The following is a 23,902-nucleotide window of genomic DNA, read 5'->3' on the forward strand; positions in this document are numbered from 1 at the left end:
GGCGCCAGCGGCAGCCGCCCGATCCGGCGCAGGACGCGCTGATGGCGCTGCCGGTGACGCTGCGCGCGCCGCGCGCCCTGCCGTTCGCGGCGCCGCACTTCGTCGAGCGGGTGCTGGGCGAACGCAGCCTGCATCCGCAGCCCGGCGCCGAGCTGCGCACCACGCTCGACCTGCGCCTGCAGCGCCTGCTGGAGGCGCGCGTGCGCAGCCATCTGGGGCGGATGCACCGCCGCGGCCTGCGCAACGCCAGCGCGATGCTGCTCGACACCCGCGACATGGGCGTGCGCGCGCTGGTCGGATCGGCCGATTATTTCGACGACGCCATCGCCGGGCAGGTCAACGGCACCGCCGCCAAGCGCTCGCCCGGCTCGACCCTGAAGCCCTTCCTCTACGGCCTCGCCCTGGACCAGGGCGTGCTGCACCCGGCCACCGTGCTGCGCGACGTGCCGAGCGCCTTCGGGCCGTACACGCCGGAGAACTTCGACGGTCGCTTCCTCGGCCCGGTGACCGCCGCCGACGCCCTGGTCCGCAGCCGCAACATCCCGGCGGTGGCGGTCGCCGCCCGGCTCCGGCAGCCCGGCTTCCACCAGTTCCTGCGCGACGCCGGCATCAGCCGCATGGCCAGCGAGCAGCACTACGGGCTGGCGCTGGTGCTCGGCGGCGGCGAGGTCACCATGGAGGAGCTGGCGCGGCTGTACGCCATGCTCGGCAACGATGGCCTGCTGCGGCCGCTGCGCCGGCGCGAGGCCGATCCGGCCGCTGGCGGTACCGCGCTGCTCAGCGCCGAGGCGGCATTCATCGTCCGCGACATGCTGCAGGGCGCGCCGCGTCCGGACATCGGCGCGGTCAGCGGCCTGCACGAGCTGCCCGTGGCGTGGAAGACCGGCACCTCGTGGGGGTTCCGCGACGCCTGGAGCGCGGGCCTGGTCGGTCCCTATGTGCTGGTGGTCTGGGTCGGCAACTTCGACGGCTCGCCGAACCCGGCCCTGGTCGGCGTGGATGCGGCCGCGCCGCTGTTCTTCTCCGTGGTCGACGCCCTGCGCGCGGCGGGCGCCGACCTGCGCCGGCCGCCGCCGCGCCGCCGGCTCGACGTCAAGCGGGTGGAGATCTGCCGCGCCAGCGGCGACCTGCCCAACGTGCACTGCCCGCAGCGCGGCCGGACCTGGTTCATTCCCGGCAAGTCGCCGATCCGGATCAGCACCGTGCATCGCGCCGTCGCCGTCGATCGCGCCAGCGGGAAGCCGGTCTGCGGCCGGCCGTTCGACCCGGCGCACATGCGCCTGGAGGTGTACGAGTTCTGGCCGACCGACCTGGCGCGGGTGTTCGCCCAGGCCGGGATGCCGCGGCGTGCGCCGCCGGCCGGCGCCGACTGCGCCCAGGGCGCGGCCGACCTGGGCGCGTCGCCGCGGATCCAGTCGCCGCTGCGCGGCGCGAGCTACACCTTCCGGCTCTCGCGCCCGCAGCAGTCGGCGATCGAACTGTCGGCCAGCGTCGAGGCCGGGGTCCAGCGCGTGTTCTGGTTCGCCGGCGACGACTACATCGGGACCTCCGCGCCCGGGGAACCCGCCAGCTGGACCCCCGCCCAGGCCGGCCGCTACCGCCTCTCCGCCGTCGACGACCACGGCCGCGCCGACACCCGCGAGGTGGAGGTGACGGTGGCGCAGTGAAGCGGGGCCCGCACCGCCGGCGCCGCTACCGTTCCGAGTGCCCGCCCGCGGAGTAGTCGCCGCGCACGAACAGGTCCGGCCTGATCAGTTCGACGAACGCCCGCGCCTGCGGCGACAGGTACTTGCCCTTGCGCACCACCACCCCGTAGCTGCGCTGCGGGAACCACTCGGCCAGCGAGCGTGCGGCCAGCTGCCCGCGATCGGCCTCGGTGAGGCAGATCGCCGTGACGATGCTGATCCCCATGCCCATCGCCACGTAGCGCTTGATCACTTCCCAGCCGCCGACCTCGAAGGCGACGGTGTAGGGCACCCGGTGCTGGTGGAACACCATGTCGACCAGGCGGTACGTGGTCAGCCGCCGCGGCGGCAGGATCAGCCCGTAGGGCGAGAGGTCCTCCAGCTTCAGCGCGCGCTTGCGCGCCAGCGGGTGGCCGGGCGGGACGATCAGCATCGGGTCGAAGCGGTAGATCGGCGCGTAGTCGAGATCGGCGGGCACGTCGAGCATCGACCCCACCGCCAGGTCGGCCGCGTCCGAGCGCAGCAGATCGAGGCCGCCGGCGCCGGTGACGTTGTGCAGGCTCAGGTGCACCCCGGGCTGGGCCTGGCGGAAGGTCTCGATGATCGGCGGCAGCAGGTGCAGGATCGTCGAGGTGCCGGCGGCGATGTTCAGCTCGCCGGCGTCCAGCCCGCGCAGCTGCTGCTGGAAGGCGCCGTGCAGGCCGTCGATGCCCTCGACCAGCGGGCGCGCCAGCTCGTACAGGGCTTCGCCCTCGCGGGTGGGGACGAGGCGGCGCCCGCTGCGCTCGAACAGGCGCACGCCGAGGTCCCGCTCCAGCGCCTGCAGTTGCAGGGTGATGGCCGGCTGGCTGACGAACAGCGTCTCGGCAGCCCGCGAGACGGAGCCCAGGCGCGCGGTCTGGCAGAACGCCCGGAGCGGCTTCAGGCGGTCCCCCTTGTAGGCGAACCGTGGCGTCCTGGCGGGCGTTTTGGCCATGGTTTCAAGATGTATTAGTTGAACTAATGATATGCATTGAGAAAACTGTGTTGTCAAATACAGTACCCGGGCGGATGGTCATCCTGCAGCGCAACATTCGCAGGAGACCACGATGTCCGCCGTACTCAAGGAACTGGCCGCCCCGGGCGGTCTCGTCTTCACCGCCGAGGCGCCCTCCGACCTGCTGGGCCCGTCCGTGCAGGACCTGCTCATCGATCTGCACCGGCGCTACGAGCCGCGGCGGCGCGCGCGGCTCGCCGCGCGGCGGCGGCGCCAGGCCCGTTTCGATGCCGGCGAGGTGCCGGACTTCCGCGCCGACACCCGCGCGCTCCGCGAGGCCGACTGGCGCGTCGCCGGGTTGCCGGCGGCGCTGCGCGACCGGCGCGTCGAGATCACCGGCCCGGTCGACCCGAAGATGGTCATCAACGCGCTCAATTCCGGCGCCAGCTGCTTCATGGCCGACTTCGAGGATTCCACGGCGCCGACCTGGGACAACCTGCTGACCGGCCAGCGCGCGCTGCGCGAGGCGGTCGCCGGGACCCTGGAGTTCATCAGCGCGACGGGCAAGCGCTACGCGCTGCGGCCCTGCGCCGAACAGGCGGTGCTGCTGGTGCGCCCGCGCGGCTGGCATCTGGACGAAAAGCACGTCCAGGTCGATGGCGAGCCGATGTCGGCGGCGCTGTTCGACGCCGCCGTGTTCGTCTTCCACAACGCCGACGCGCTGGCGGCCCGCGACCGCGGGCCCTACCTGTACCTGCCCAAGCTCGAGTCGATGGAGGAGGCGCAGCTGTGGCAGGACGCGCTGTCGCACATCGAGGCCGCGATGGGCCTGGCCCACGGCCAGATCCGGGTGACGGTGCTGATCGAGACGCTGCCGGCGGCGTTCGAGATGGACGAGATCCTCTACGTGCTGCGCGACCGCATCGCCGGGCTCAACTGCGGGCGCTGGGACTACATCTTCTCCTTCATCAAGACCTTCCGTCGCCACCGCGAGCGGGTGTTGCCCGAACGCGGCCAGGTGACCATGACCCAGCCGTTCCTGAAGGCGTACTCCGAACTGCTGATCCAGACCTGCCATCGCCGCGGCGCGCACGCGATGGGCGGGATGGCGGCGCAGATCCCGATCGCCGGCGACGAGGCCGCCAATGCCCGGGCGCTGGCGCGGGTGCGGGCCGACAAGCTGCGCGAGGTGACCGCCGGCCACGACGGCACCTGGGTGGCGCACCCGGCGCTGATCCCGCTGGCGCGCGAGGTGTTCGACGAGCGCATGCCCATGCCGCACCAGCACCACGTCGGCCGCGAGGACGTGCTGGTGGTGCGCGAGGACCTGGTGCAGGCGCCGCTGGGCACCATCACCCGCGCCGGTTTCGAAGGCAACGTCGAGGTCTGCGTGCGCTATCTCGCGGCCTGGCTCGACGGCAACGGCTGCGTGCCGATCCACTGGCTGATGGAGGACGCCGCGACCGCCGAGATCGCCCGCGCCCAGCTGTGGCAGTGGCTGCACCATGCCGATGCCGAGCACGGCGGGCCGCGTCGCGACGGACCGGCTCGCGACGGTGTGTCCCTGGACGACGGCACCGCTGTGGACTGGGTGCTGTTCGAAGCGGCCCTGCTCAATCTGCCCTCGCGCCTGGCCGGCGAGGCGATCCCCGGCGCGGCGCGGGTGCCCGAGGCGATCGCGCTGCTGGAGTCGCTGACCCGGGACGACACCCTCGCCGACTTCCTGACCCTGCCCGCCTACCAGCGGCTCGACTGAGCGCGCCGCGCCGTCGCCCCGCCCGCCATCCAACGAGGACCCGAAGATGAGCCAGAACCTGCGTACCGCCGAAGACATCGCTGCCGACTGGGCCGACAACCCGCGCTGGACCGGCATCACTCGTCCGTACTCCGCCGAGGACGTGGTGCGCCTGCGCGGCACCGTGGCGATCGAGCACTCGCTGGCCAGGCTGGGCGCCGACAAGCTGTGGCGCAGCCTGCAGACCGAGGATTTCGTCAACGCGCTCGGCGCGCTCACCGGCAACCAGGCCATGCAGCAGGTCAAGGCCGGGCTGAAGGCCATCTACCTGTCGGGCTGGCAGGTGGCCGCCGACGCCAACATCGCCGGCGAGATGTACCCGGACCAGTCGCTGTATCCGGCCAACTCGGTGCCGCAGGTGGTCAAGCGGATCAACAACACCCTGCTGCGGGCCGACCAGCTGCACCATGCCGAGGGCGACGACAGCATCGACTTCCTGCAGCCCATCGTGGCCGACGCCGAGGCCGGGTTCGGCGGCGTGCTCAATGCGTTCGAATTGATGAAGGGCATGATCGAGGCCGGCGCGGCGGGGGTGCATTTCGAGGACCAGCTGGCCTCGGTGAAGAAGTGCGGCCACATGGGCGGCAAGGTGCTGGTGCCCAGCCGCGAGGCCGTGGACAAGCTGGTCGCGGCGCGGCTGGCCGCCGACGTCTGTGGCGTGCCGACGATCCTGATCGCCCGCACCGACGCCGAGGCCGCAGACCTGCTGACCGCCGACATCGACGACAACGACCGCCCGTTCTGCACCGGCGAGCGCACCGCCGAGGGCTTCTACAAGACCCGCAAGGGCCTGAACCAGGCGATCAGCCGCGGCCTGGCGTACGCGCCATACGCCGACCTGATCTGGTGCGAAACCGGCAAGCCGGATCTCGAGTTCGCGCGCCGCTTCGCCGAGGCCATCCATGCGAAGTTCCCCGGCAAGCTGCTGGCCTACAACTGTTCGCCCAGCTTCAACTGGAAGCAGAACCTGGACGACGCCACCATCGCCAGCTTCCAGAAGGAAATCGCCGCCTATGGATATCGGTTCCAGTTCATCACCCTGGCCGGGTTCCATGCGCTCAACTACTCCATGTTCAATCTCGCCCATGGCTACGCGCGTCGGCAGATGAGCGCCTTCGTCGAACTGCAGGAGGCGGAATTCGCCGCCGCCGAACGCGGCTTCACCGCGGTGCGCCACCAGCGCGAGGTCGGCACCGGCTATTTCGATTCGGTGACGCAGACGATCCAGCGCGGCCAGTCCTCGACCACCGCGCTGAGCGGCTCGACCGAGGAGGAGCAGTTCCAGACCCGGGCGGCGTGAGTTCCGCGCTGCTTCGGGCGCGGCAGTCGAGAGCAGCGGAGCAAGCTCCGCTCTACGGCGATGCCCTGGCCCGCCGCGAAAACCGCCCCGCCCCCGTAGAGCCGAGCTTGCTCGGCTGCGCGGCCTCCGGAGCCGAGAGCAGCGGAGCAAGCTCCGCTCTACGGCGATGCCCTGGCCCGCCGCGAAAACCGTCCCGACCCCGGTAGAGCCGAGCTTGCTCGGCTGCGCGGCCTCCGGAGCCGAGAGCAGCGGAGCAAGCTCCGCTCTACGGCGATGCCCTGGCCCGCCGCGGAAAACCGCCGACGTTCGGCGGCGACGTCGACGCCTATTTGCGGATCTGGGGCTGGTGCGCTTCCAGCGCCTCGGCCAGGCCGGGCACACTGTCCGCACCAGCCGGCACGCCGATGCTCGAGCCGGCGAAATCCTCGCCGATCGGCTGCGCCCGGCCGCCCAGGCAGGTCGAGAGGAAGCCTTCGGCCACGGCGTTGAAGGCCTTGCTGTTCTCCGGGCGCGCGAAGCCATGGCCTTCGTCCGGGAACAGCACGTAGGTGACCGGGATGTCCTTCTCCTGCATCGCCGCGACGATCTGGTCGCTTTCGGCCTGGACCACGCGCGGATCGTTGGCGCCCTGGCCGATCAGCAGCGGCCGGCTGATCCGGTCGACGTGGGTGATCGGCGAGCGATCGAGCAGCAGTTGCCGCCCCTCCTCGGTGCGCGGATCGCCCACGCGCTTGTACCACTGCTCCATGAAGCTGGCCCAATACGCCGGGAAGGTCTCGAAGAGCGTGATCAGGTTCGAGGGGCCGACGATGTCGACGCCACACTTGAATGCCTCGGGGGTGAAGGTCATGCCCACCAGGGTGGCGTAGCCCCCGTAGCTGCCGCCCATGATCGCCACCTGGTCCTCGGTGGTGACGCCCTGCTGCACCGCCCACTGCACGGCGTCCATCAGGTCGTCGTGCATCTTGCCGGCCCACTCGTGGTTGGAACGGTTGACGAAGTCCTTGCCGAAGCCGGTGGAGCCGCGGTAGTTCACCTGCAGCACAGCGTAGCCGCGATTGGCCAGCCATTGCGGCCAGGCGCTGTAGCCGTAGCTGTCGCGCGCCCACGGCCCGCCGTGCACGAACAGCACCATCGGCACGGCGGCGTCGGGCTTGCCGTCGGCATCCGGGTCGGCGTGCGTCGGCAGAGTCAGGTAGCTCACCAGGTCGAGGCCGTCGCGCGAGACGATCTCCTGCGGCCACTGCGGCACCAGCGGCTGGCCGTCGAGGGCCGGGCGCGAGGAAAACAGTTCGGTCAGTTCGCCGCCGCCGTCGCCGCGGTCGTAGCGGTAGTAGACGGCGGGCCGCTCGGCCGCCGAGTAGGTGACGATCCAGGTGCGATCGTCCTGGGTACGCGCGCTCACCGAAGCCACGCCGGGGCCGATCGCCTCGAGCCTGTCGAGGTCCGCGGCGACCGCCTCGTCGATGGCGGTCCACTCCTCGCGCAGATAGTTGGACGATGCCGCCTGCACCTCGCCGGTCACCGGATCGCTGAGCGCGTTGTTGACGTCGGCGCGCGGGTTCTCGAACACCACGGTCTTCTCGCCGGATTCCATGTCGACCGCCACCAGCGCGGTGGTGTTGCGCTCGCGCGATTCCAGCAGGTAAGCGGTGTCGCCGTCGGTGGTGAAGCCGACGTAGCTGGTGCTGAGGAAATCGTCGAAGGGGATCTCCTCGGCAAGCTCCCAGCCGCCGTCGCCATCCGGCCGCAGCACGTCCTGGCCGCCGTCCTCGCGCGCGCGCATCGCCAGCCGCACCTGGAAATCCGCATCCGCGAGATAGCCGGCGAACTGCCCGGTGTTCTGCTCCACCAGGGTGCGCTCGCCGCTCGCCAGGTCGACCCGGTACAGATCGTGCCATTGCGGGTCGCGGTCGTTCATCGACACCAGCACCGAGTCCGGGTGCAGGTGGCTGACCTTGCTGACGAAGGCGCGGGTGTTCTCGAACGGGCTCAGGTCGCGGCTCTCGCCGCTGTCCAGGTCGACCGCGTACAGATGGAAGTTCTCGTCGCCGCCGGAATCGCGCAGGTACAGCAGCGTGTCCGGCTGGTGCGCCCAGAAATACTGGCGGATGCCGCGGGCGTCGTCGCGGGTGACCGCGCGCGCCGCATCGACGTCGTCGGCCGGCGCCACCCACACGTTGAGCACCCCTTCGACCGGGGCGATCCAGCTCAGGTACCTGCCGTCCGGGCTGATCTGCACGCTGGCGCGCTCGGGGTTGCCGAACAGCGCGTCGCGGGGGATCAGGGCGACGTCCTCGATCGAGGTGGGCGCGGCGGGCTTGGCGACGGCGTCGTCCTGCGCAGCGTCGTCCTGGCGGCCGCCGCAGGCGGCGAGGGCGAGCGCCAGGCTCGAGGCGAGGATCAGGCGGCATGACATGGCGGTTCCCCAGGAAGACCGGATTCGGTAGCGCCAAGCTAGCGCCGCGCCGCGCGCGGTGCGTTTGCAAGGCGTTAAATCGCGCAGTGACTGATGGCAGGGGTGCCCGGGCGTAGAGCCGAGCTTGCTCGGCTGCGTGGGCTCCGGAGCCGGGAGCAGCGGAGCGAGCTCCGCTCTACGGGGTGCCGTTCCCCAGGCCGTGGGGCGAAGGGGCGTTGCCTTCGGTGCTTGTGCCGCCTATTTCCGCACGTCCTGCGTATGCGCCTCGAGCGCCTCGGCCAGGCCCGGCACGCCCTCGGCGCCGGTCGGCACGGTGATGCTGGAACCGGCCAGATCCTCGCCGATGGGCTGCGCGCGGCCGCCCAGGCAGCTCGACAGGAAGCCCTCGGCCACGGCGTTGAACGCCTTGCCGTTCTCCGGGCGCGCGAATCCGTGGCCCTCGTCGGGGAACAGCACGTAGGTGACCGGGATGTCCTTCTCCTGCATCGCCGTGACGATCTGGTCGCTCTCGGCCTGCTTGACCCGCGGATCGTTGGCGCCCTGGCCGATCAGCAGCGGCCTGGAGATGCTGTCGACACGGGTCAGGGGCGAGCGTTCGGTCAGCCAGGCCTTGCCTTCCTCGGTGCGCGGATCGCCCATGCGCCGTGCCAGCTGCTCGAAGAAGCTGGCCCAGTACGGCGGCACCGTCGCCAGCAGCGTGTTGAGGTTGGCGGGGCCGACGATGTCGACGCCGCAGGCGAACGTCTCGGGAGTGAAGGCGAGCCCGACCAGGGTCGCGTAACCGCCATAGCTGCCTCCCATGATCGCCACCTCGTCCTCGGTGGTGACGCCCTGGTCCACCGCCCAGCGGACCGCGTCGATCAAGTCGTCGTGCATGGCGCCGGCCCACTCGCCGTCGCCGGCGTTGGTGAAGGCCTTGCCGAAGCCGGTCGAGCCGCGGAAGTTCACCTGCAGCACCGAGTAGCCGCGATTGGCGAGCCACTGCAGATAGCTGCTGAAGCCGTAGGAGTCGCGCCCCCAGGGGCCGCCGTGCACGAACAGCACCATCGGGGTGGCGGCATCGGGTTTGCCGTCGCCGTCGGCGTCGGCGTGGACCGGCAGGGTGAGGTAGCTGACCAGCGTCTTGCCGTCGCGCGATGCGATCTCCACCGGCCACTGCGGCACCAGCGGCTGGCCGTCCAGGGCCGGGCGGCCGGAAAACAGCCTGGTCAGTTCGCCCTGGCCGCCCTCGCCGCGGTCGTAGCGGTAGTACACCAGCGGCGACTCGGCGGCGGAGTAGGCGACGATCCAGGTGCGGTCGTCCAGGGTGCGGGTATTGATCGTGACCTCGCCCGGTCCGATCGCCTCCAGCCGTTGCAGGTCGGCGGCGATCGCCTCGTCAACGCCCGTCCACGCCTCGCGCAGGTAGTTGACGGCCACCGCCTGCACCCGGCCGCTGCGTGGATCCCTCAGGCTGCCGCCGACGTCGGCGCGCAGATCCTCGTGGACCAGCGTCCTGTCGCCGGTGGCGGTGTCGATCGCGTACAGCGCCGCGGTGTCGCGTTCGCGCGAGTCGACCATGTACAAGGTGCCGCCGTCGGTGGTCAGGCCGGCCGTCGACGTGCTCAGCGAGTCCTCGAAGGGGATCGCGTCGTGTTCGACCCAGCCGTCGCCCTCGCGCCGGAGGATGTCCTGGCCGCCGTCGGGGCGTGCGCGGGTGGCGAAGCGCAGGGTGAAATCGGCATCCGCCAGGTAGCCGGCGATCTCCCGGTCGTTGCGCTCCACCAGGGTGCGTTCGCCGCTGGCCAGGTCGACCCGGTAGAGGTCGTGCCATTTCGGGTCGCGATCGTTCATGCCGACCAGGATCGCGTCGGGATGCCGATGGCTGACGCCGACCACCTCCGCGGTGGTGTGCTCGAACGGCGTCAGGTCGCGCGCCTCGCCGCTTTCCAGGTCGACGGCATACAGGTGGAAGTCCTCGTCGCCGCCGGTATCGCGCAGGTACAGCAGGGTGTCGGGACGGTACGACCAGAAGTAGTTGCGGATGCCCCGTGCCGTGTCCCGGGTGACCGCGCGCGCATCGCCGGGGCTGTCGGCGGGAGCGACCCAGACGTTGAGCACGCCGTCCAGCGGCGCCACCCAGCTGAGATGGCGGCCGTCCGGACTGATCTGCACGTTGGCGCGTTCGGGATTGCCGAACAAGGCGTCGCGCGGGATCAGCGCGACCTCGTCGATCGAGCTCGGGGCTTGCGGCTGGGCGTTCGTCGCGGATTCGCCGTCGCTGCGGTTGCCGCACGCGGCCAGGACGGTCGCGGCGCAGGCCGCGAGCAGGAGATGTCGCATCGGATGGGTCCCCGGAAGTGGCGCGGATCGTGGCCGTCACGGTAGCGCCGGCGGCCGCTGCCGTTGTTCCGACGGCGTTAAACGCCTGGCATGACTGATGGCACGGCGCGCGGGCTCCGGACGGCCGCACGGGAACGCGTGGCGGTCCGGGCTGGCGCGGGGGAGTGCGGACCGACCGCACCGCCCTCAGGCGGCCAGCGCCGCCGCGCCGCGGTCCAGGCTGCGGTATCCCAGCGCCTCGGTCAGATGCGCGGTGCCGATGCCCGCGCTGCCGGCCAGGTCGGCGATGGTCCGCGCCACCCGCAGGATGCGGTGCATCGACCGTGCCGACAGGCGCAGCGATTCCACGGCGTGCTCGAGCAGCAGCTGGTCGCGCTCGCGCAGGCGGCAGGCGGCCATGGTCGCGGCCTGGCCGAGGCGGGCGTTGAGGGTGCCGGCCCGTGCCGCCTGGACTGCGCGCGCGGCCTCGACGCGGGCCCGAATGGCCGCGCTGCCTTCGCCTTCGGGCGCGTCCGGGCGCAGCTGCGCCGCGGGCAGCCGCGGTACGTCGACGTGCAGGTCGATGCGGTCGAGCAGCGGTCCGGAGATGCGCGCGCGGTAGCGCCGGATCGCGTCGGGGCCGCAGCTGCAGCGCCCGGAGGCGTCGCCGGCCCAACCGCAGGGGCAGGGGTTCATCGCCGCGACCAGCTGGAACCGCGCCGGGAACTCGCTCTGCCGTGCCGCCCGCGAGATCGTGACCAGGCCCGATTCCAGCGGTTCGCGTAGCACCTCGAGCGCGCGGCGGTCCCATTCGGGCAGCTCGTCGAGGAACAGCACTCCCTGGTGCGCCAGCGAGATCTCGCCGGGGCGCGGCTCGGCGCCCCCGCCGACCAGCGCGACGGCGCTGGCGGTGTGGTGCGGAGCGCGGAACGGCCGTGCGCGCCAGCGTGCCGGGTCCAGTCCGCGGCCGCTGACCGAGGCGATCGCCGCCGCCTCCAGCGCCTCCGCTTCGGAGGCCTCAGGCAGCAGCCCCGGCAGACGCGAGGCCAGCAGGGTCTTGCCGCAGCCCGGTGCGCCGATCAGCAGCAGATGGTGGCCCCCTGCCGCGGCGATCTCCAGGGCGCGGCGCGCCTGGGCCTGGCCGCGGACCTCACGCATGTCCGGACCTGGCGTATCTACTGCCTCCGGCGCCTGCGCCCGTGGCAGCGCCCGGCCGCGGCCGAGCAGGGCGCAGACTTCCAGCAGGGTGCGCGCGCAGCGCACGTCGACATCCGCGGCCAGCGCCGCCTCGGCGCCGTTGGCCGCCGGCACCACCAGCCCGCGGCCGGTCCGCGCCACCGCCAGCGCCGCGGGCAGCACGCCGTCGACCGCGCGCAGCTCGCCGGTCAGCCCGAGTTCGCCGAGGAATTCGCAGTCGCGCAGCGGCGCCATCGGCAGCTGGCCGCTGGCGGCGAGGATCCCGAGCGCGATCGGCAGGTCGAAGCGGCCGCCGTGCTTGGGCAGGTCGGCGGGGGCCAGGTTGACGGTGATGCGGCGCTGCGGGAATTCGTACTGGGCGCACTGGATCGCCGCGCGGACCCGGTCCTTGGCCTCGCGCACCGCCGCCTCGGGCAGGCCGACGATCGACATCGACGGCAGCCCGCCGCCGAGGTGCACCTCGACCTGTACCGGGGGCGCCGACACCCCGGCACGCGCGCGTCCATGCACGAGTGCGAGTCCCATGGTGCGAGACGGCTAGTGCTGCTGGACGACCGCCTGCTGGTCCTGCTTGGCCAGCTCGGCCTCGAGCCACTGCACCGCCTGTTCCAGCGCCTCGAGCTTCTCGCGGGTGCGCAGCAGCACCGCGCGCTGCACCTCGAATTCCTCGCGGCTCACCAGGTCCAGCTTGGTCAGCCCGGACTGCAGCACCGCCTTGAAGTTCTCCTGCAGCTCCTCGCGGCTGTCGCGCATGGCCGGCGGCACCAGGCCGCTGAGGCGGCGCGCGAGGTCGTCGATGTGGTTGAGGTCGATCATCTGGATTCACTCCTGCGGCAATGCGCCAAGCATCACCTGCCCCGGCGCCGCGCGCAGTCGGTCTGAAGCGCGCCGCGGCGTAGGAAAATTCCTACAGGGTGGGGCTGTGGGGGGCGCATTGTAGCCGTTCGTGCTGCCGGATGGGCGGTGACGGTATGCTGCCCGGATTCAGGATGGAGACCATGTGATGAAGCTGGTCATGGCGATCATCAAGCCGTTCAAGCTCGACGACGTGCGCGAGGCGCTGGCCGAGGCCGGCGTCGCCGGCATCACCGTCACCGAGGTCAAGGGTTTCGGCCGCCAGAAGGGCCATACCGAGCTCTACCGCGGCGCCGAGTACGTGGTGGATTTCCTGCCCAAGCTGAAGCTGGAGATCGCGGTGGCGGACGAGCAGGCCGAGATGGTGGTGGAGGCGATCCTGAAATCCGCCAACACCGGCAAGATCGGCGACGGCAAGGTCTTCGTCTACGATCTCGACCGCGCGGTGCGGATCCGCACCGGCGAACTGGACGCCGACGCGCTGTAGCGCGCCTGGCGCGCGCGCCGGTCCGTCCCGGCCCAGGGCGTCGTTCGCGCAGAAGGCCCTAGGCGTCGAGCGCGGCGGCCACGAACGGCGGCAGCGTCAGCGCGCCCCGGTGGATGCCGGCGCTGTAGTAGCGGGTCTCGAAATCCTTGCCGTCGGCGTCGCCTTCGCGGAACGCGAACCCGCCGCGCTTGCGCGCCAGCGTGCAGCTCCACCAGCCGGTCGGGTAGCACGGCTGCGGGAACGGCAGGGTCCGGAACGCGGTGAAGCCGGCCTTGCCCATTTCCGCGCGCATCTGCCGGATCAGGTCGAGCAGCGCCAGCGGCGACTCGGACTGCTGCACCAGGATGCCGTCGTCGCGCAGCGCGCGGAAGCAGCTTTCGTAGAAGGCGCGGTTGAACAGGCCCTCGGCCGGGCCCACCGGGTCGGTGGAATCGACGATGACCACGTCCAGGCTCGCCGGCGCGGCGTCGCGCATGTAGGCGACGCCGTCGTCGAACAGCAGCTCGGCGCGCGGGTCGCCGTTGGATTCGCACAGCTCCGGGAAGTATTTCTCCGCCATGCGCGTGACCTGCTCGTCGATGTCGCACTGCACCGCGCGGTCCACGCCGCGGTGCCGGAGCACCTCGCGCAGGGTGCCGCAGTCGCCGCCGCCGATGATCGCCACCTGCTTCGGGTCCGGATGGGTGAACAGCGCCGGGTGCGCCATCATCTCGTGGTAGAGAAAATTGTCGCGCGCGGTCAGCATCACCGCGCCGTCGATCAGCATCAGGTTGCCCCAGTCGGTGGTCTCGTAGATCTCGATCTTCTGGAACTCCGACTGCACCTCATCCAGCTTGCGCACGATGCGATAGCCGATCGCCGAGCCGGTGGGCTCGAACTGCTCGTGGATCCAGGCGGGGGCGGTCATGGCGGGTTCCTGTGGTGATCGGACGGCGGGCCGGGGGCGCCGCAATGGGCGGCAATTGTAGCCAACCCGTCGCCGCGGCCGCGGCAACCCGGCTAGCATGGCGGCCGGGGACGACTCCACGGGACCACGCATGGCAACGACGCAGGCGCACCGCGAACTGGCGCACCGCCTGGAGGAAGAGGCCGCACGCTCGCCGCGCGCCTACCTCGTGCGCCTGGCGCTGCTGGCCGCGCTGGGCTACGGGCTGCTGCTGGTGCTGCTGGCGATCGCCTTCGGCCTGCCGCTGCTGATGCTCTGGCACATCCTGGCCAATGGCGCCCGCCCCGGCCCCGAGCTCGCCTACGCGGTGCTGCTGCCGCTGGTGTTCGGCGCGGTGGTGTTGCGGGCGCTGTGGATACGCCTCGGCGTGCCGGAGGGTTACGTGCTCGGTCGCGGCGAGGCGCCGGCGCTGCAGGAGGAGGTCGAGCGCCTGCGCCAGGCGGCGGGTGCGCCAGCGCTGCACGGCATCGTCATCGACGGCGAACTCAACGCCGCGGCGGCCAGCGTGCCGCGCGCGCTGGGCCTGCTCGGCCACCGCCACTACCTGGTGCTCGGGCTGCCGCTGATGCAGCTGTTCGATCGCGAGGAGCTGGCCGCGGTGATCGCCCACGAGTTCGGCCACTTCGGCTCCGGGCACGGCGGTTTCGGCGGCTGGATCTACCGCGTGCGCCTGAGCTGGTACCGGGTGCTCGACGGCCTGGCCGGCAGCGGCTTCATGTTCAGCCGGCTGCTGTTCAAGTTCTACGAGTGGTACGTGCCGTACTTCAATGCCTGCAGCTTCGCGCTGGCGCGCCGCAACGAGTACGAGGCCGACGCGGCGGCCGTCGCGGCGGTCGGCCGCGAGGCGGCGGCCAGCGCGCTGGTCAGGCTCGAGCTGGGCGCCAGGCGCGTGCACGGCCGCTTCTGGCCGCAGGTGTTCGACCGCGCCCGCGCGCAGGGACATCCGCCGGCCGCGGTCCACGCCCAGCTCGTGCGCGCGCTGCGCGCCGATGCGCCGGCCGACCTGGAGCGCGTGCTCGAGATCGCGGCGCGCGACAGCGACCCCGAGGACACCCATCCCACGCTGCCGCAGCGGCTGGCGGCGATGGCCGCCGGGCCGCAGCTGCGCGCGCGCGGCCAGGCCGCGGCCCCGGCGCTGCTGGGCGCTGCGCTGCTGGCGGAGATCGAGCGCGGCCTGGACGAGTACTGGCGCGAGCGCGTCCGCGCGCAGTGGCGGCAGCGCTACGAGGAGGCGGCCGCCGCACGCGCGCAGCTCGCAGCGCTCGAGGGCCTCGGCGCGCCCGGCGCGCAGGAGCGGCTCGAGCACGCGCGGTTGGTGGAGTCGTTGCGCGTGGATTTCGATGCCGAGCCGCTGTACGCGCGCCTGCTCGAAGCGCATCCGGACAGCGCCATGGCGCACTATCGCGCCGGCGTGCTGGCGCTGCGCCGCGGCGACGCGGACCTGGGCGCCGCCAGGCTGCGACGCGCGGTGACGCTCGATGCCGGCGCGGTGCGGCCGGTAGTGACGGACCTGGAAACGCTGGCCGGCGACCCGGACCTGGATGCGGCCTGCGCCGTGGCCGTGCGGAGTCTGCGCGAGGAACTGGCTCCGGCCGCGCAGGAACTCGCGGCCCGCGACGCCGCGGCCGCGGACGACGAGATGCTGCCGCACGGGCTGGATGCCGCGGCGCTGGCGGCGCTCGCCGAGGTCCTGGCGGCGCAGCCGCGGATCGCTCGCGCCTGGCTGGTGCGCAAGCGCATCGCCATGGCCGAGGCGCAGGCGCACTTCGTGCTGCTGCTGGACTGGCGTGGGCCGGTGGCCGGCGAGGGGGCCGCGTTGAAGCGCCTGGTCGACGCGCTGTCGCTGCCCGGCAGCTTCACCGCGTTCACCGGCAGCAACGAGCGCGCCCTGGCGCAGCGGGTGCGCGCGCTGTGCGGCGAGCCGGTGTACCGCAAGGGCGCGCGCTGAGGGCGGTGCGGCGGCGACGCTAGAATGGGCGCCCCCCCGCGCCCCTTCCGGATGCCCTCATGCCCAGCTGGTCGCCCGACCGCGCCCGCAAGACCTATTCGATCCCGCACTGGTCGGAGGGCTATTTCGACGTCGACGATCGCGGCCGCATGGCGGTCCGGCCGGGCGGCGCCGGCACGCCCACGCTGGCGCTGCCCGAGGTGATCGATGCCGCGATCGCCGGCGGTGCGCAGCTGCCGATGCTGGTGCGGTTCCCGCAGATCCTCGGCGACCGCCTGCGCACGCTACAGGAGGCCTTCGCGCAGGCGCAGGCCGACTGGGACTACGCCGGCGGCTACACCGCCGTGTACCCGATCAAGGTCAACCAGCACCAGGGCGTGGCCGGCACCCTGGCCTCGCACGCCGGCGAGGGCTTCGGCCTGGAGGCCGGCAGCAAGCCGGAGCTGATGGCGGTGCTGGCGCTCAGCCGCCCCGGCGGGGTGGTGGTGTGCAATGGCTACAAGGACCGCGAATACATCCGCCTGGCGCTGATCGGCCGCAAGCTCGGGCTGCAGACCTTCATCGTCATCGAGAAGCCCTCCGAACTGCCGCTGGTGATGGAGGAGGCGACCGCGCTGGGCGTGGCCCCGGTGCTCGGGGTGCGCATGCGCCTGGCCTCGCTGGGCGCCGGCAAGTGGCAGAACAGCGGCGGCGACAAGGCCAAGTTCGGGCTCTCGCCGCGGCAGCTCCTGGACCTGTGGAAGGCGCTGCGCGACGGCGGCATGGGCGATGCGCTGCAGCTGCTGCACTTCCACATGGGCTCGCAGATCTCCAACGTGCGCGACATCGCCAACGGCATGCGCGAGGCGACCCGCTACTTCGTCGAGCTGTCGCAGCTCGGCGCGCGCATCACCCACGTCGACGTCGGCGGGGGCCTCGGTATCGACTACGAGGGCACGCGCTCGCGCAGCTACAATTCGGTCAACTACGGCATCCGCCAGTACGCCGGCAGCATCGTGCAGCCGCTGGCCGACGCCTGTGCGGAGAACGGGCTGGCGCCGCCGCGCATCGTCACCGAATGCGGGCGGGCGATGACCGCGCACCACGCGGTGCTGGTGGCCAACGTCTCGGAAGTCGAAGTGGCGCCGGAAGGCAGGGTGCCTGACGTGCACGACGACGAGCCGGCGGTGATCCGCCATCTGCGCGAGGTCCACGACGAACTCGCCACCCGCCCCGCGGTCGAGCTGTTCCACGAGGCCCAGCACCACCATGCCGAAGGATTGACGCTGTACGCGCACGGCCAGATCGATCTGGTCCACCGGGCCCGCATCGACGACCTGTTCTACGCCATCGCCCACGCGGTGCGCGGGCGGCTGAGCTACGACGAGAAGAGCCACCGCCCGCTGCTGGACGAGCTCAACGAGCGGCTGGTGGACAAGTACTTCGTCAACTTCAGCGTGTTCGAGTCGATGCCGGACGTGTGGGCGATCGACCAGGTGTTTCCGATCGTGCCGATCGCCCGGCTGGACGAGGCGCCGGACCGCCGCGGGGTGATCGCCGACCTGACCTGCGACTCGGACGGCAAGATCGACACCTACGTCGAGAACGAGGACCTGGACAGCTCGCTGCCGCTGCACGCGCCGCGGCCGGGCGAGTCGTACCGGCTCGGCTTCTTCCTGGTCGGCGCTTATCAGGAGATCCTCGGCGACATCCACAACCTGTTCGGCGACACCGATGCCATCGAGGTGCGGACCGACGGCGAGGGCTTCGCGATCCAGCAGCAGCGCCGCGGCGACACCACCGACGTGATGCTGGACTATGTCGGCTACCGCATCGACGACCTGCGCCGCGCCTACGACGACAAGCTGTCGGCGGCCGGCCTGCCCGCCGACGAGGCCGCGCGGCTGCGCGAAGCGCTGGAGGCGGGCCTGACCGGCTACACCTACCTGGCCGATACCCCGCTGGCCTGAGCGGGCGATCGCGGCCCGCACGGCTGGCGTTTCGTTCGGCTCGGTCAGGCGCGCGGCGCGACGCCGTCGTTGAAGCGGTGCGACGCACCGGTGCGTCAGGCGCATCGCCGGCCGGCCCCGGCTGGCATATGCTCGGGCCCAACCGCTTGCCGCCCTCCAGGGAGTCCCTCGTGCGTCCTATCCGTTTCGCCAACTGCGCCGCAATGCTGCTGGCCACCGCGCTCGTTGCCGCATCCGTCGGTTGTACCAGGACCAGTCCGCCCGTCCCGGCTCAGGCAGCCGCCGATCCCGCCGCGCGCACCGAGGCACCGCCACCCGCCGACCACCCCGATGTGCACCGCTTTCGCATCGGCGCGCTCGACGCCGCCGTGCTCCGCGATGGCGACATCCGCTTCCCCAACGACGGCTCGGTGCTCGGCCTGGGGCGTCCGAGGGCGGAGGTCGATGCGCTGCTCGCCGCCGCTGGCGAGCCCACCGACACAGTGCATCTGAGCGTGCAGGCGCTGCTGGTGCGCAGCGGCGAGCGCGTGCTGCTGTTCGACACCGGCGCCGGCGACGCGGACTTCGCCGAGGCCGGCCGCTTGCCGCAGTCGCTGCGTGCGGCGGGCGTCGAACCGGCGCAGGTCACCGACATCCTGGTCAGCCATGCGCATTCCGACCACGTCGGTGGGTTGCTCGATGCGGACGGCGCAACGGCGTTCGCCAATGCGCGGATCCGGATGTCGGCACCCGAATGGCAGGCGCTCCAGGCGGACGCCGGACGCGCGGCGCTGGCCGCGGCGATCGCGCCGCAGGTCGACGCGTTCGCGCCCGGGGCCGAGGTGCTGCCGGGCGTGACCGCGGTCGTGGTGGAGGGGCATACGCCCGGTCACAGCGCCTACGAGATCGCCGACGGCGCGGCGCGCCTGCTCTACATCGGCGACAGCGCCCACCACCACGTGGTGTCGGTGCAGCGGCCACGGTGGACGATCCAGTTCGATGGCGACGCCCCGGTGGCCGAGCGCAGCCGCGAAACGCTGCTCGCGAGCGCGGCCGACAGCGGGGTGCTGGTGCAGTCGCCGCACTTCCCGTTCCCGGGCCTGGGACGCATCGCGCGCCGCGACGGCGGCTTCGCCTGGGCACCGCAGCGGTGACGACCGCCGGCGTGCGTCTGTTCAGGCGTCGCGGTGGATCTGGAACCCCGCGAACGACTGGCTGACCGGCATCACTTCCAGGCGGTTGACGTTGAGGTGCGGCGGCAGGTTGGCCACCCACCACAGGGTCTCGGCGATGTCGCCTGCGGTGATCGGCCGGGTGCCGGCATAGAGGGCGTCCGAGGCGGCGCGGTCGCCCCCGGTGCGCACCAGGGTGAACTCGGTCTCGGCCAGCCCCGGTTCGATCGAGGTCACGCGCACGCCGGTGCCGTGCAGGTCCGAGCGCAGCCCCAGCGAGAACTGGGTGACGAAGGCCTTGGTGCCGCCGTAGGCGTTGCCGCCCGGGTAGGGGTAGCTGCCGGCGATCGAGCTGACGTTGAGGATCGCGCCGCGGCGGGCGATCAGCCCGGGCAGCAGCGCATGGGTCAGCGTCACCAGGGCGGTGACGTTGGTGTCGATCATCTGCCGCCACTGGGCCAGGTCGGCGCGCTGCGCCGGCGCCGTGCCGAGTGCGAGGCCGGCGTTGTTGACCAGCACGTCGATCGCGCGGAATGCGTCGGGAATCGCGTCCAGGGCGGCACCCATGGCCTCCGCGTCGCGGACGTCGAACGCGGCGGCGTGCACGTTCTCCGCGCCGTGGGCGTCGACCAGCGCCTGCAGGCGTTCGGCGCGGCGCCCGCAGGCGACCACGCGCCAGCCCGCGGCGACGAAGCGCTCGACGGTCGCGCGTCCGAACCCGGACGTCGCGCCGGTGATGAGGATCGTTTTCCGCGTCTCGGCATCGTGCATGCCGCGATTGTAAACCGGGGGTGGCAGACGGCCGCGGCGCGGCCCGCGCCCGTGCGGTGCGCCGGGACCGCGCAGCGACACGGGCTTGCGGGCGAACGGCCGACGCATGGCGGGGTGGACGCGGGCGCGACAGCGCGCCCGGCACGTTCCCCGGCCCGCGAGCCCGTCGAAGCGGCTCTTGCGGTCTCCTACGAGCGGGAGGGGCAGCGACGCCAGGCGCGTGCCGTTCTGCGAACGGTCTCCACCGGAGCCGCCGTCCGCGTCAGCTCGCGCCCGGTTTCCTCGGGCCGCGCCGCGATCGGGCGTTCGCGGCCTTCTTCGCCGGGGCGCCCTGGCGCGGTGGCTCCTCGGCCGCGGAGGCGGCGCCTCCGGCCGGGGCCGCGGTGCGCCGGCGGCCGGTCGCTGTCTTGCCGCGGGTGCGGGCGCGCGCGGCCCGGTGCTTCTCGAGCATCGTCTCGGCCAGGATCACGTCCTCGCCGAGGATGCCGGCGGCGCGGGCGACGGCGATGCGCGCCGCGGTGCGGCTCTCGTTGGGATTGGCCTGCAGCAGCTCGCGGATCGCCTCGCGCACCGCCGCCTCGGCATCGCGCTTGAGGGTGAGGTCTTCGGCCTGCCGGAACAGCGCCAGCAGCACGTCGACCACGGGTTTGATGAGGACGGCTTCGATCGGCATGGCGGCGCTCTCCGGTGGTGCGCCAGCTTGCGTCGCCCGGCTCTCAGCGCCCGCGACCGCGGGCGACCGGCTTCACGGTTCGGCCGGCGCGCGCAGGTAGCTGCCGTCGAGGTCCGCGCCGCAGCCGGGGGCCGCCCCGGACACCGAGACCAGGTCGGGCGCGAAGCGCATGCGCAACGTGCAGGCGCCGGCCTCGAACTCGCCGCTGCCGACCTGCTCGGCGAACTCGCCCTCGGCCAGCGGCTCGGCCGCGCCGTCGGCCGGCAGGATGCGCATGCGATAGCGCCGCTGGCCCAGCAGCTCCACCGAAAGCCTGGCGGCGCCCTCCACCGGGCCCGCTGCAGTGTGGCGCCGGTACTCGCCGGGCAGCAGCAGCAGCGGCCTGCCGGCGGCGAGCCGCGCCTGCAGCGCCTGGGTGCGGGTGCGGTAGGCCGTCTCCAGGCAGCGCACGGTGGTGCAGGCGTCGCGGCCGGACTCGCGCCATTGGCGCGCTTCAGCCTCGACCGCCGCGGGGTCGTCGCTGCGCAGCAGCAGGTCGCGCTGCAGCGCCTGGACCCGCGCGTCGGTGTCGCGCAGCGGCGCGCTGCGGCAGATCGTGCGCTCGGCCCAGGAGCCTGGCGAATCGCAGTCGGGCGCCTGGGCGGCGGCGGTCGAGACGGCCGCGCAGCACCACAGAACGCTGGACAGGATCACGCTAGACGGGATCACCTTGGACGGGATCACCTTGGACGGGATCACCTTGGACGGGATTTGGGGCATCTGCGCGTTCCTTCGCCCGCTCCGGGCGTGCCGGGTCACTGCACCTTGATCGCCATCGCCGGCAGGCCGCCGTCGCCGAGCTTGCCCTTGGCATCGGCCAGCTCGGTGGCCGAGCCGTACGGGCCCATGCGCACCCGGTAGATGGTGCGGCCTTCCACCTGCGCCGATTCGACGCGCGCGCTCAGGCCGAGCAGGGCAATGCGCGCCTTGAGCGCCTCGGCGTCGCCGGAGGCGCTGAACGCGCCGGCCTGCAGCAGGTAGCGCGCCGAGGCATCGGCGGAGGCCGCGGCGGCCGCCGGTTCCGGCGTGGTGGTGGGCGTGGCGGTCGCGGCGGTGCCGGCGGCGGCCGGGTCGGCGAGCTCGGCGGCATCCTCGCTGCGGCGGGCCTGGGCCTGGCGCGACTCCTCGGCGCGCGCGCTGGCGGCGAGCTCGGCGTCGGTCATCGGCACCTCCTGCCCGGGCAGCAGGGTGTAGAAATCGTAGTCGGCGCCGGGTTCGGGGAGCGCCTGTGCGGCGGGCCGCCCGGGGGGGGCGTCGGCGCGCGCGGGCGCGCTGTCCTGCTCGTCGCCGCTCGCTGCCGGCGGCTGCGCATCGGGGTTCGGGCGCGGCCGGTAAAAGCCGTCCTCGCCTTCGGACTTGAGCAGCCGCGGCGCCGCCAGGATCACCACCACGGCCAGCACCACGCCCAGCACCATCCAGGCCCAGCCGGGGAGCCCGCCGTTGCCGCCGCTGTTGCGCCGTGCCTGCGATTTGCCGCGCTTGACTGCCACTATTCCGGATTCCGATGGGTGGGACGGCGCCCGACCGTCGCGGCCTGCGCGCGATGCGGGAGCGGTCGGGCAAGTGTATGACGAACGGTGTGGACGCGAGGTGCGTCGGCGGCGGCGCGGGTGGCCGGCCCGGCGCCCGCCCGCTGCCGGGCGGCGCGGCTCACATCTTCTCCGGCGCGGCCACGCCCAGCAGCGCCAGGCCGTTGGCCAGCACCTGGCGGACCGCCAGCGCCAGCGCCAGGCGCGCGTCGCGCAGGTCGCCCTCGTCGACCAGGAACTGGTGGTCGTTGTAGTAGCTCTGGAACGCCTGCGCCAGCTCCAGCAGGTGCGCGGCGAGCAGGTGCGGTTCGAGCTGGGCGCCGGCGGCCTGCACCGTCTCCGGCCAGCGCGACAGCGCCGCCAGCAGCTCGCGGGTGGCGGGATTGTCGACGTCCTGCGGCTGCGCCAGGCCGTTGTCGAGGTCGAACGCCAGGCCGCGCTCCTGCAGCTGCCGCAACAGGCCGCAGATGCGCGCGTGCGAGAGCTGCACGTAGTAGACCGGGTTGTCGAGCGACTGCGAGCGCGCCAGGTCGATGTCGAACACCAGCTGCGAATCCGGTTTGCGCGCAACCAGGAACCAGCGCACCGCGTCGCGGCCGACCTCGTCGATCAGGTCGCGCAGGGTCAGGTAGCTGCCGGCGCGCTTGGAGATCTTCACCTCTTCGCCGCCGCGCATCACCGTGACCATCTGGTGCAGCACGTATTCCGGATAGCCCTGCGGGATGCCGGTGTCGAGCGCCTGCAGCCCGGCCTTCACCCGCGCCAGCGAGCCGTGGTGGTCGGCGCCGAGCTCGGTGATCGCGCGCTGGTAGCCGCGCTGCCACTTCGACAGGTGATAGGCGACGTCCGGCACGAAATAGGTGTAGCTGCCGTCGGACTTGCGCATCACCCGGTCCTTGTCGTCGCCGAACCCGGTGGTGCGCAGCCACAGCGCGCCGCCCTCCTCGTAGGTGTGGCCGCCCTCGACCAGGCGCCGCACCGTTTCCTCGACCTTGCCGTCGGCGTACAGCGACGACTCGAGGAAGTACACGTCGAAGCCGACGCCGAAGGCCGCCAGGTCGGCGTCCTGCTCGCGGCGCAGCGAGGCCACGGCGAAGCGGCGGATCGCGTCCAGGTCGTCGACGTCGCCGGCGGCGGTCACGACGTGGCCGTCGACCTCGACCGAGGCGCCGTCCAGGTAGGCGCGGGCGACCTCGCGGATGTAGTCGCCGCGGTAGCCGTCCTCGGGCCAGCCCGGGTCCTCGGGCGTGGTGCCGCGCGCGCGCGCCTGCACCGAGCGGGCGAGGTTGTCGATCTGCGCGCCGGCATCGTTGTAGTAGAACTCGCGCGCCACGTCCCAGCCGTTGGCCGCCAGCACCCGGGCGATGCAGTCGCCGATCGCCGCGGCGCGGCCGTGGCCGACGTGTAGCGGGCCGGTGGGGTTGGCCGAGACGTACTCGACGCCGGCGCGGCGGCCGCCGCCGCTGTCGCTGCGCCCGTAGTCGGCGCCGCGGGCGTGCACCTCGCGCAACTGGCGGTTCCAGGCCTCCGGTGCCAGCCGGAAATTGATGAAGCCGGGGCCGGCGATCTCGATCGCCGAGACCAGCCCGCCGCCCTCCATCGCCGCGACCAGCGCCTGCGCCAGCGCGCGCGGGTTGCCGCGCGCCTGCCTGGCCAGCAGCATCGCCGCGTTGGTGGAGAAATCGCCGTGGCTGCGCTCCTTGGGCCGCTCGACCACGAATTCGGGCGTGACGAGGTCGGCCGGGAGGGTGCCGCTGGCGCGCAGCGAGGCGATGCCCTGTTCGATCAGGGCGCGGAGCTGGGATTTCACGGAGTGATGGCGGTGTCGCGGGGCCGGCCATTGTAGCGCGCCAGGTCGTCCTGGCCGCGGCCCCGACTTCT

18 protein-coding genes are annotated in these 23,902 nt (G+C 72.5%); 7 read left to right on the top strand and 11 right to left on the bottom strand.

All coding sequences use genetic code 11. From position 1 onward, the window contains the following. A partial coding sequence (pbpC, locus tag H0E84_RS10645; protein ID WP_180678632.1) for a penicillin-binding protein 1C occupies positions 1-1,667 on the top strand: 1,667 nt, incomplete at its 5' end. A 25-nt stretch (positions 1,668-1,692) separates the two neighbouring features. Here the strand turns inward: pbpC and H0E84_RS10650 are convergent. Beyond that, positions 1,693-2,661: a LysR family transcriptional regulator gene (locus H0E84_RS10650; RefSeq protein ID WP_180678633.1), complete on the bottom strand. Its 969-nt coding sequence runs from the start codon at positions 2,659-2,661 to the stop codon at positions 1,693-1,695. A 112-nt stretch (positions 2,662-2,773) separates the two neighbouring features. Between H0E84_RS10650 and aceB the strand changes: the two genes are divergently transcribed. Both aceB and aceA read left to right on the top strand, forming a co-directional pair. Next, positions 2,774-4,417: a malate synthase A gene (aceB, locus tag H0E84_RS10655; RefSeq protein ID WP_180678634.1), complete on the top strand. Its 1,644-nt coding sequence runs from the start codon at positions 2,774-2,776 to the stop codon at positions 4,415-4,417. Positions 4,418-4,463: 46 nt separating this feature from the next. Next, the gene (gene aceA, locus H0E84_RS10660; RefSeq protein ID WP_180678635.1) at positions 4,464-5,756 is read left to right on the top strand and encodes an isocitrate lyase; all 1,293 of its coding nucleotides are present in this window, start codon (positions 4,464-4,466) and stop codon (positions 5,754-5,756) included. A gap of 325 nt (positions 5,757-6,081) precedes the next feature. Here aceA and H0E84_RS10665 read toward each other — a convergent pair whose 3' ends face one another. The 4 genes from H0E84_RS10665 to ubiK all read right to left on the bottom strand — a co-directional run bounded on the left by H0E84_RS10665 (position 6,082) and on the right by ubiK (position 12,489). Then, positions 6,082-8,175: a S9 family peptidase gene (locus tag H0E84_RS10665; protein ID WP_180678636.1), complete on the bottom strand. Its 2,094-nt coding sequence runs from the start codon at positions 8,173-8,175 to the stop codon at positions 6,082-6,084. A gap of 237 nt (positions 8,176-8,412) precedes the next feature. Then, a complete protein-coding gene (locus tag H0E84_RS10670) occupies positions 8,413-10,497 on the bottom strand; it encodes a S9 family peptidase (protein ID WP_180678637.1) in 2,085 nt (694 codons plus the stop codon). A 186-nt stretch (positions 10,498-10,683) separates the two neighbouring features. Further along, positions 10,684-12,198, bottom strand: a complete 1,515-nt coding sequence (locus tag H0E84_RS10675) for a YifB family Mg chelatase-like AAA ATPase (RefSeq protein WP_180678638.1) — start codon at positions 12,196-12,198, stop codon at positions 10,684-10,686. A 12-nt stretch (positions 12,199-12,210) separates the two neighbouring features. Beyond that, on the bottom strand, positions 12,211-12,489 hold the full coding sequence (ubiK, locus tag H0E84_RS10680) for a ubiquinone biosynthesis accessory factor UbiK (protein ID WP_180678639.1): 279 nt from the start codon (positions 12,487-12,489) through the stop codon (positions 12,211-12,213). Between the two features lie 187 nt (positions 12,490-12,676). Here ubiK and H0E84_RS10685 point away from each other — a divergent pair, with 187 nt between their 5' ends. Then, positions 12,677-13,015: a P-II family nitrogen regulator gene (locus tag H0E84_RS10685; protein WP_180678640.1), complete on the top strand. Its 339-nt coding sequence runs from the start codon at positions 12,677-12,679 to the stop codon at positions 13,013-13,015. Positions 13,016-13,073: 58 nt separating this feature from the next. On the opposite strand, the gene speE is transcribed toward H0E84_RS10685, so the two are convergent. Further along, entirely contained in the window at positions 13,074-13,922 is an 849-nt protein-coding gene (gene speE, locus H0E84_RS10690; RefSeq protein ID WP_180678641.1) for a polyamine aminopropyltransferase, read from the bottom strand. A gap of 130 nt (positions 13,923-14,052) precedes the next feature. Here speE and H0E84_RS10695 point away from each other — a divergent pair, with 130 nt between their 5' ends. The 3 genes from H0E84_RS10695 (at position 14,053) to H0E84_RS10705 (ending at position 18,991) form a co-directional block, all read left to right on the top strand. Further along, on the top strand, positions 14,053-15,909 hold the full coding sequence (locus tag H0E84_RS10695) for a M48 family metallopeptidase (protein ID WP_180678642.1): 1,857 nt from the start codon (positions 14,053-14,055) through the stop codon (positions 15,907-15,909). Between the two features lie 59 nt (positions 15,910-15,968). Beyond that, a complete protein-coding gene (gene speA / locus H0E84_RS10700; protein ID WP_180678643.1) occupies positions 15,969-17,858 on the top strand; it encodes an arginine decarboxylase in 1,890 nt (629 codons plus the stop codon). Between the two features lie 170 nt (positions 17,859-18,028). Further along, entirely contained in the window at positions 18,029-18,991 is a 963-nt protein-coding gene (locus tag H0E84_RS10705; RefSeq protein WP_345776304.1) for an MBL fold metallo-hydrolase, read from the top strand. A 21-nt stretch (positions 18,992-19,012) separates the two neighbouring features. On the opposite strand, the gene H0E84_RS10710 is transcribed toward H0E84_RS10705, so the two are convergent. From H0E84_RS10710 to argS, 5 genes are all read right to left on the bottom strand, one after another. Next, entirely contained in the window at positions 19,013-19,780 is a 768-nt protein-coding gene (locus H0E84_RS10710) for an SDR family NAD(P)-dependent oxidoreductase (protein ID WP_180678644.1), read from the bottom strand. Positions 19,781-20,042: 262 nt separating this feature from the next. Continuing rightward, the gene (locus H0E84_RS10715) at positions 20,043-20,453 is read right to left on the bottom strand and encodes a hypothetical protein (RefSeq protein WP_180678645.1); all 411 of its coding nucleotides are present in this window, start codon (positions 20,451-20,453) and stop codon (positions 20,043-20,045) included. 72 nt (positions 20,454-20,525) lie between these two features. Continuing rightward, positions 20,526-21,212: a lysozyme inhibitor LprI family protein gene (locus H0E84_RS10720; RefSeq protein WP_180678646.1), complete on the bottom strand. Its 687-nt coding sequence runs from the start codon at positions 21,210-21,212 to the stop codon at positions 20,526-20,528. Positions 21,213-21,247: 35 nt separating this feature from the next. Continuing rightward, positions 21,248-21,982: an SPOR domain-containing protein gene (locus tag H0E84_RS10725; protein ID WP_180678647.1), complete on the bottom strand. Its 735-nt coding sequence runs from the start codon at positions 21,980-21,982 to the stop codon at positions 21,248-21,250. A gap of 160 nt (positions 21,983-22,142) precedes the next feature. Continuing rightward, complete coding sequence (argS, locus tag H0E84_RS10730; RefSeq protein ID WP_180678648.1) at positions 22,143-23,831, bottom strand: arginine--tRNA ligase; 1,689 nt, start codon at positions 23,829-23,831, stop codon at positions 22,143-22,145. Positions 23,832-23,902 lie beyond the last annotated feature (71 nt).

Source organism: Luteimonas salinisoli, assembly GCF_013425525.1.
Taxonomy (GTDB): domain Bacteria; phylum Pseudomonadota; class Gammaproteobacteria; order Xanthomonadales; family Xanthomonadaceae; genus Luteimonas; species Luteimonas salinisoli.

Coding starts and splice junctions, on each gene's coding strand:
- H0E84_RS10685 (WP_180678640.1), top strand. CDS start 12,677: ATGAAGCTGGTCATGGCGATCATCAAGCCGTTCAAGCTCGACGACGTG.
- H0E84_RS10650 (WP_180678633.1), bottom strand. CDS start 2,661: ATGGCCAAAACGCCCGCCAGGACGCCACGGTTCGCCTACAAGGGGGAC.
- H0E84_RS10720 (WP_180678646.1), bottom strand. CDS start 21,212: ATGCCCCAAATCCCGTCCAAGGTGATCCCGTCCAAGGTGATCCCGTCC.
- speE (WP_180678641.1), bottom strand. CDS start 13,922: ATGACCGCCCCCGCCTGGATCCACGAGCAGTTCGAGCCCACCGGCTCG.
- H0E84_RS10710 (WP_180678644.1), bottom strand. CDS start 19,780: ATGCACGATGCCGAGACGCGGAAAACGATCCTCATCACCGGCGCGACG.
- H0E84_RS10715 (WP_180678645.1), bottom strand. CDS start 20,453: ATGCCGATCGAAGCCGTCCTCATCAAACCCGTGGTCGACGTGCTGCTG.
- aceA (WP_180678635.1), top strand. CDS start 4,464: ATGAGCCAGAACCTGCGTACCGCCGAAGACATCGCTGCCGACTGGGCC.
- H0E84_RS10670 (WP_180678637.1), bottom strand. CDS start 10,497: ATGCGACATCTCCTGCTCGCGGCCTGCGCCGCGACCGTCCTGGCCGCG.
- ubiK (WP_180678639.1), bottom strand. CDS start 12,489: ATGATCGACCTCAACCACATCGACGACCTCGCGCGCCGCCTCAGCGGC.
- H0E84_RS10665 (WP_180678636.1), bottom strand. CDS start 8,175: ATGTCATGCCGCCTGATCCTCGCCTCGAGCCTGGCGCTCGCCCTCGCC.
- speA (WP_180678643.1), top strand. CDS start 15,969: ATGCCCAGCTGGTCGCCCGACCGCGCCCGCAAGACCTATTCGATCCCG.
- H0E84_RS10695 (WP_180678642.1), top strand. CDS start 14,053: ATGGCAACGACGCAGGCGCACCGCGAACTGGCGCACCGCCTGGAGGAA.
- aceB (WP_180678634.1), top strand. CDS start 2,774: ATGTCCGCCGTACTCAAGGAACTGGCCGCCCCGGGCGGTCTCGTCTTC.
- H0E84_RS10675 (WP_180678638.1), bottom strand. CDS start 12,198: ATGGGACTCGCACTCGTGCATGGACGCGCGCGTGCCGGGGTGTCGGCG.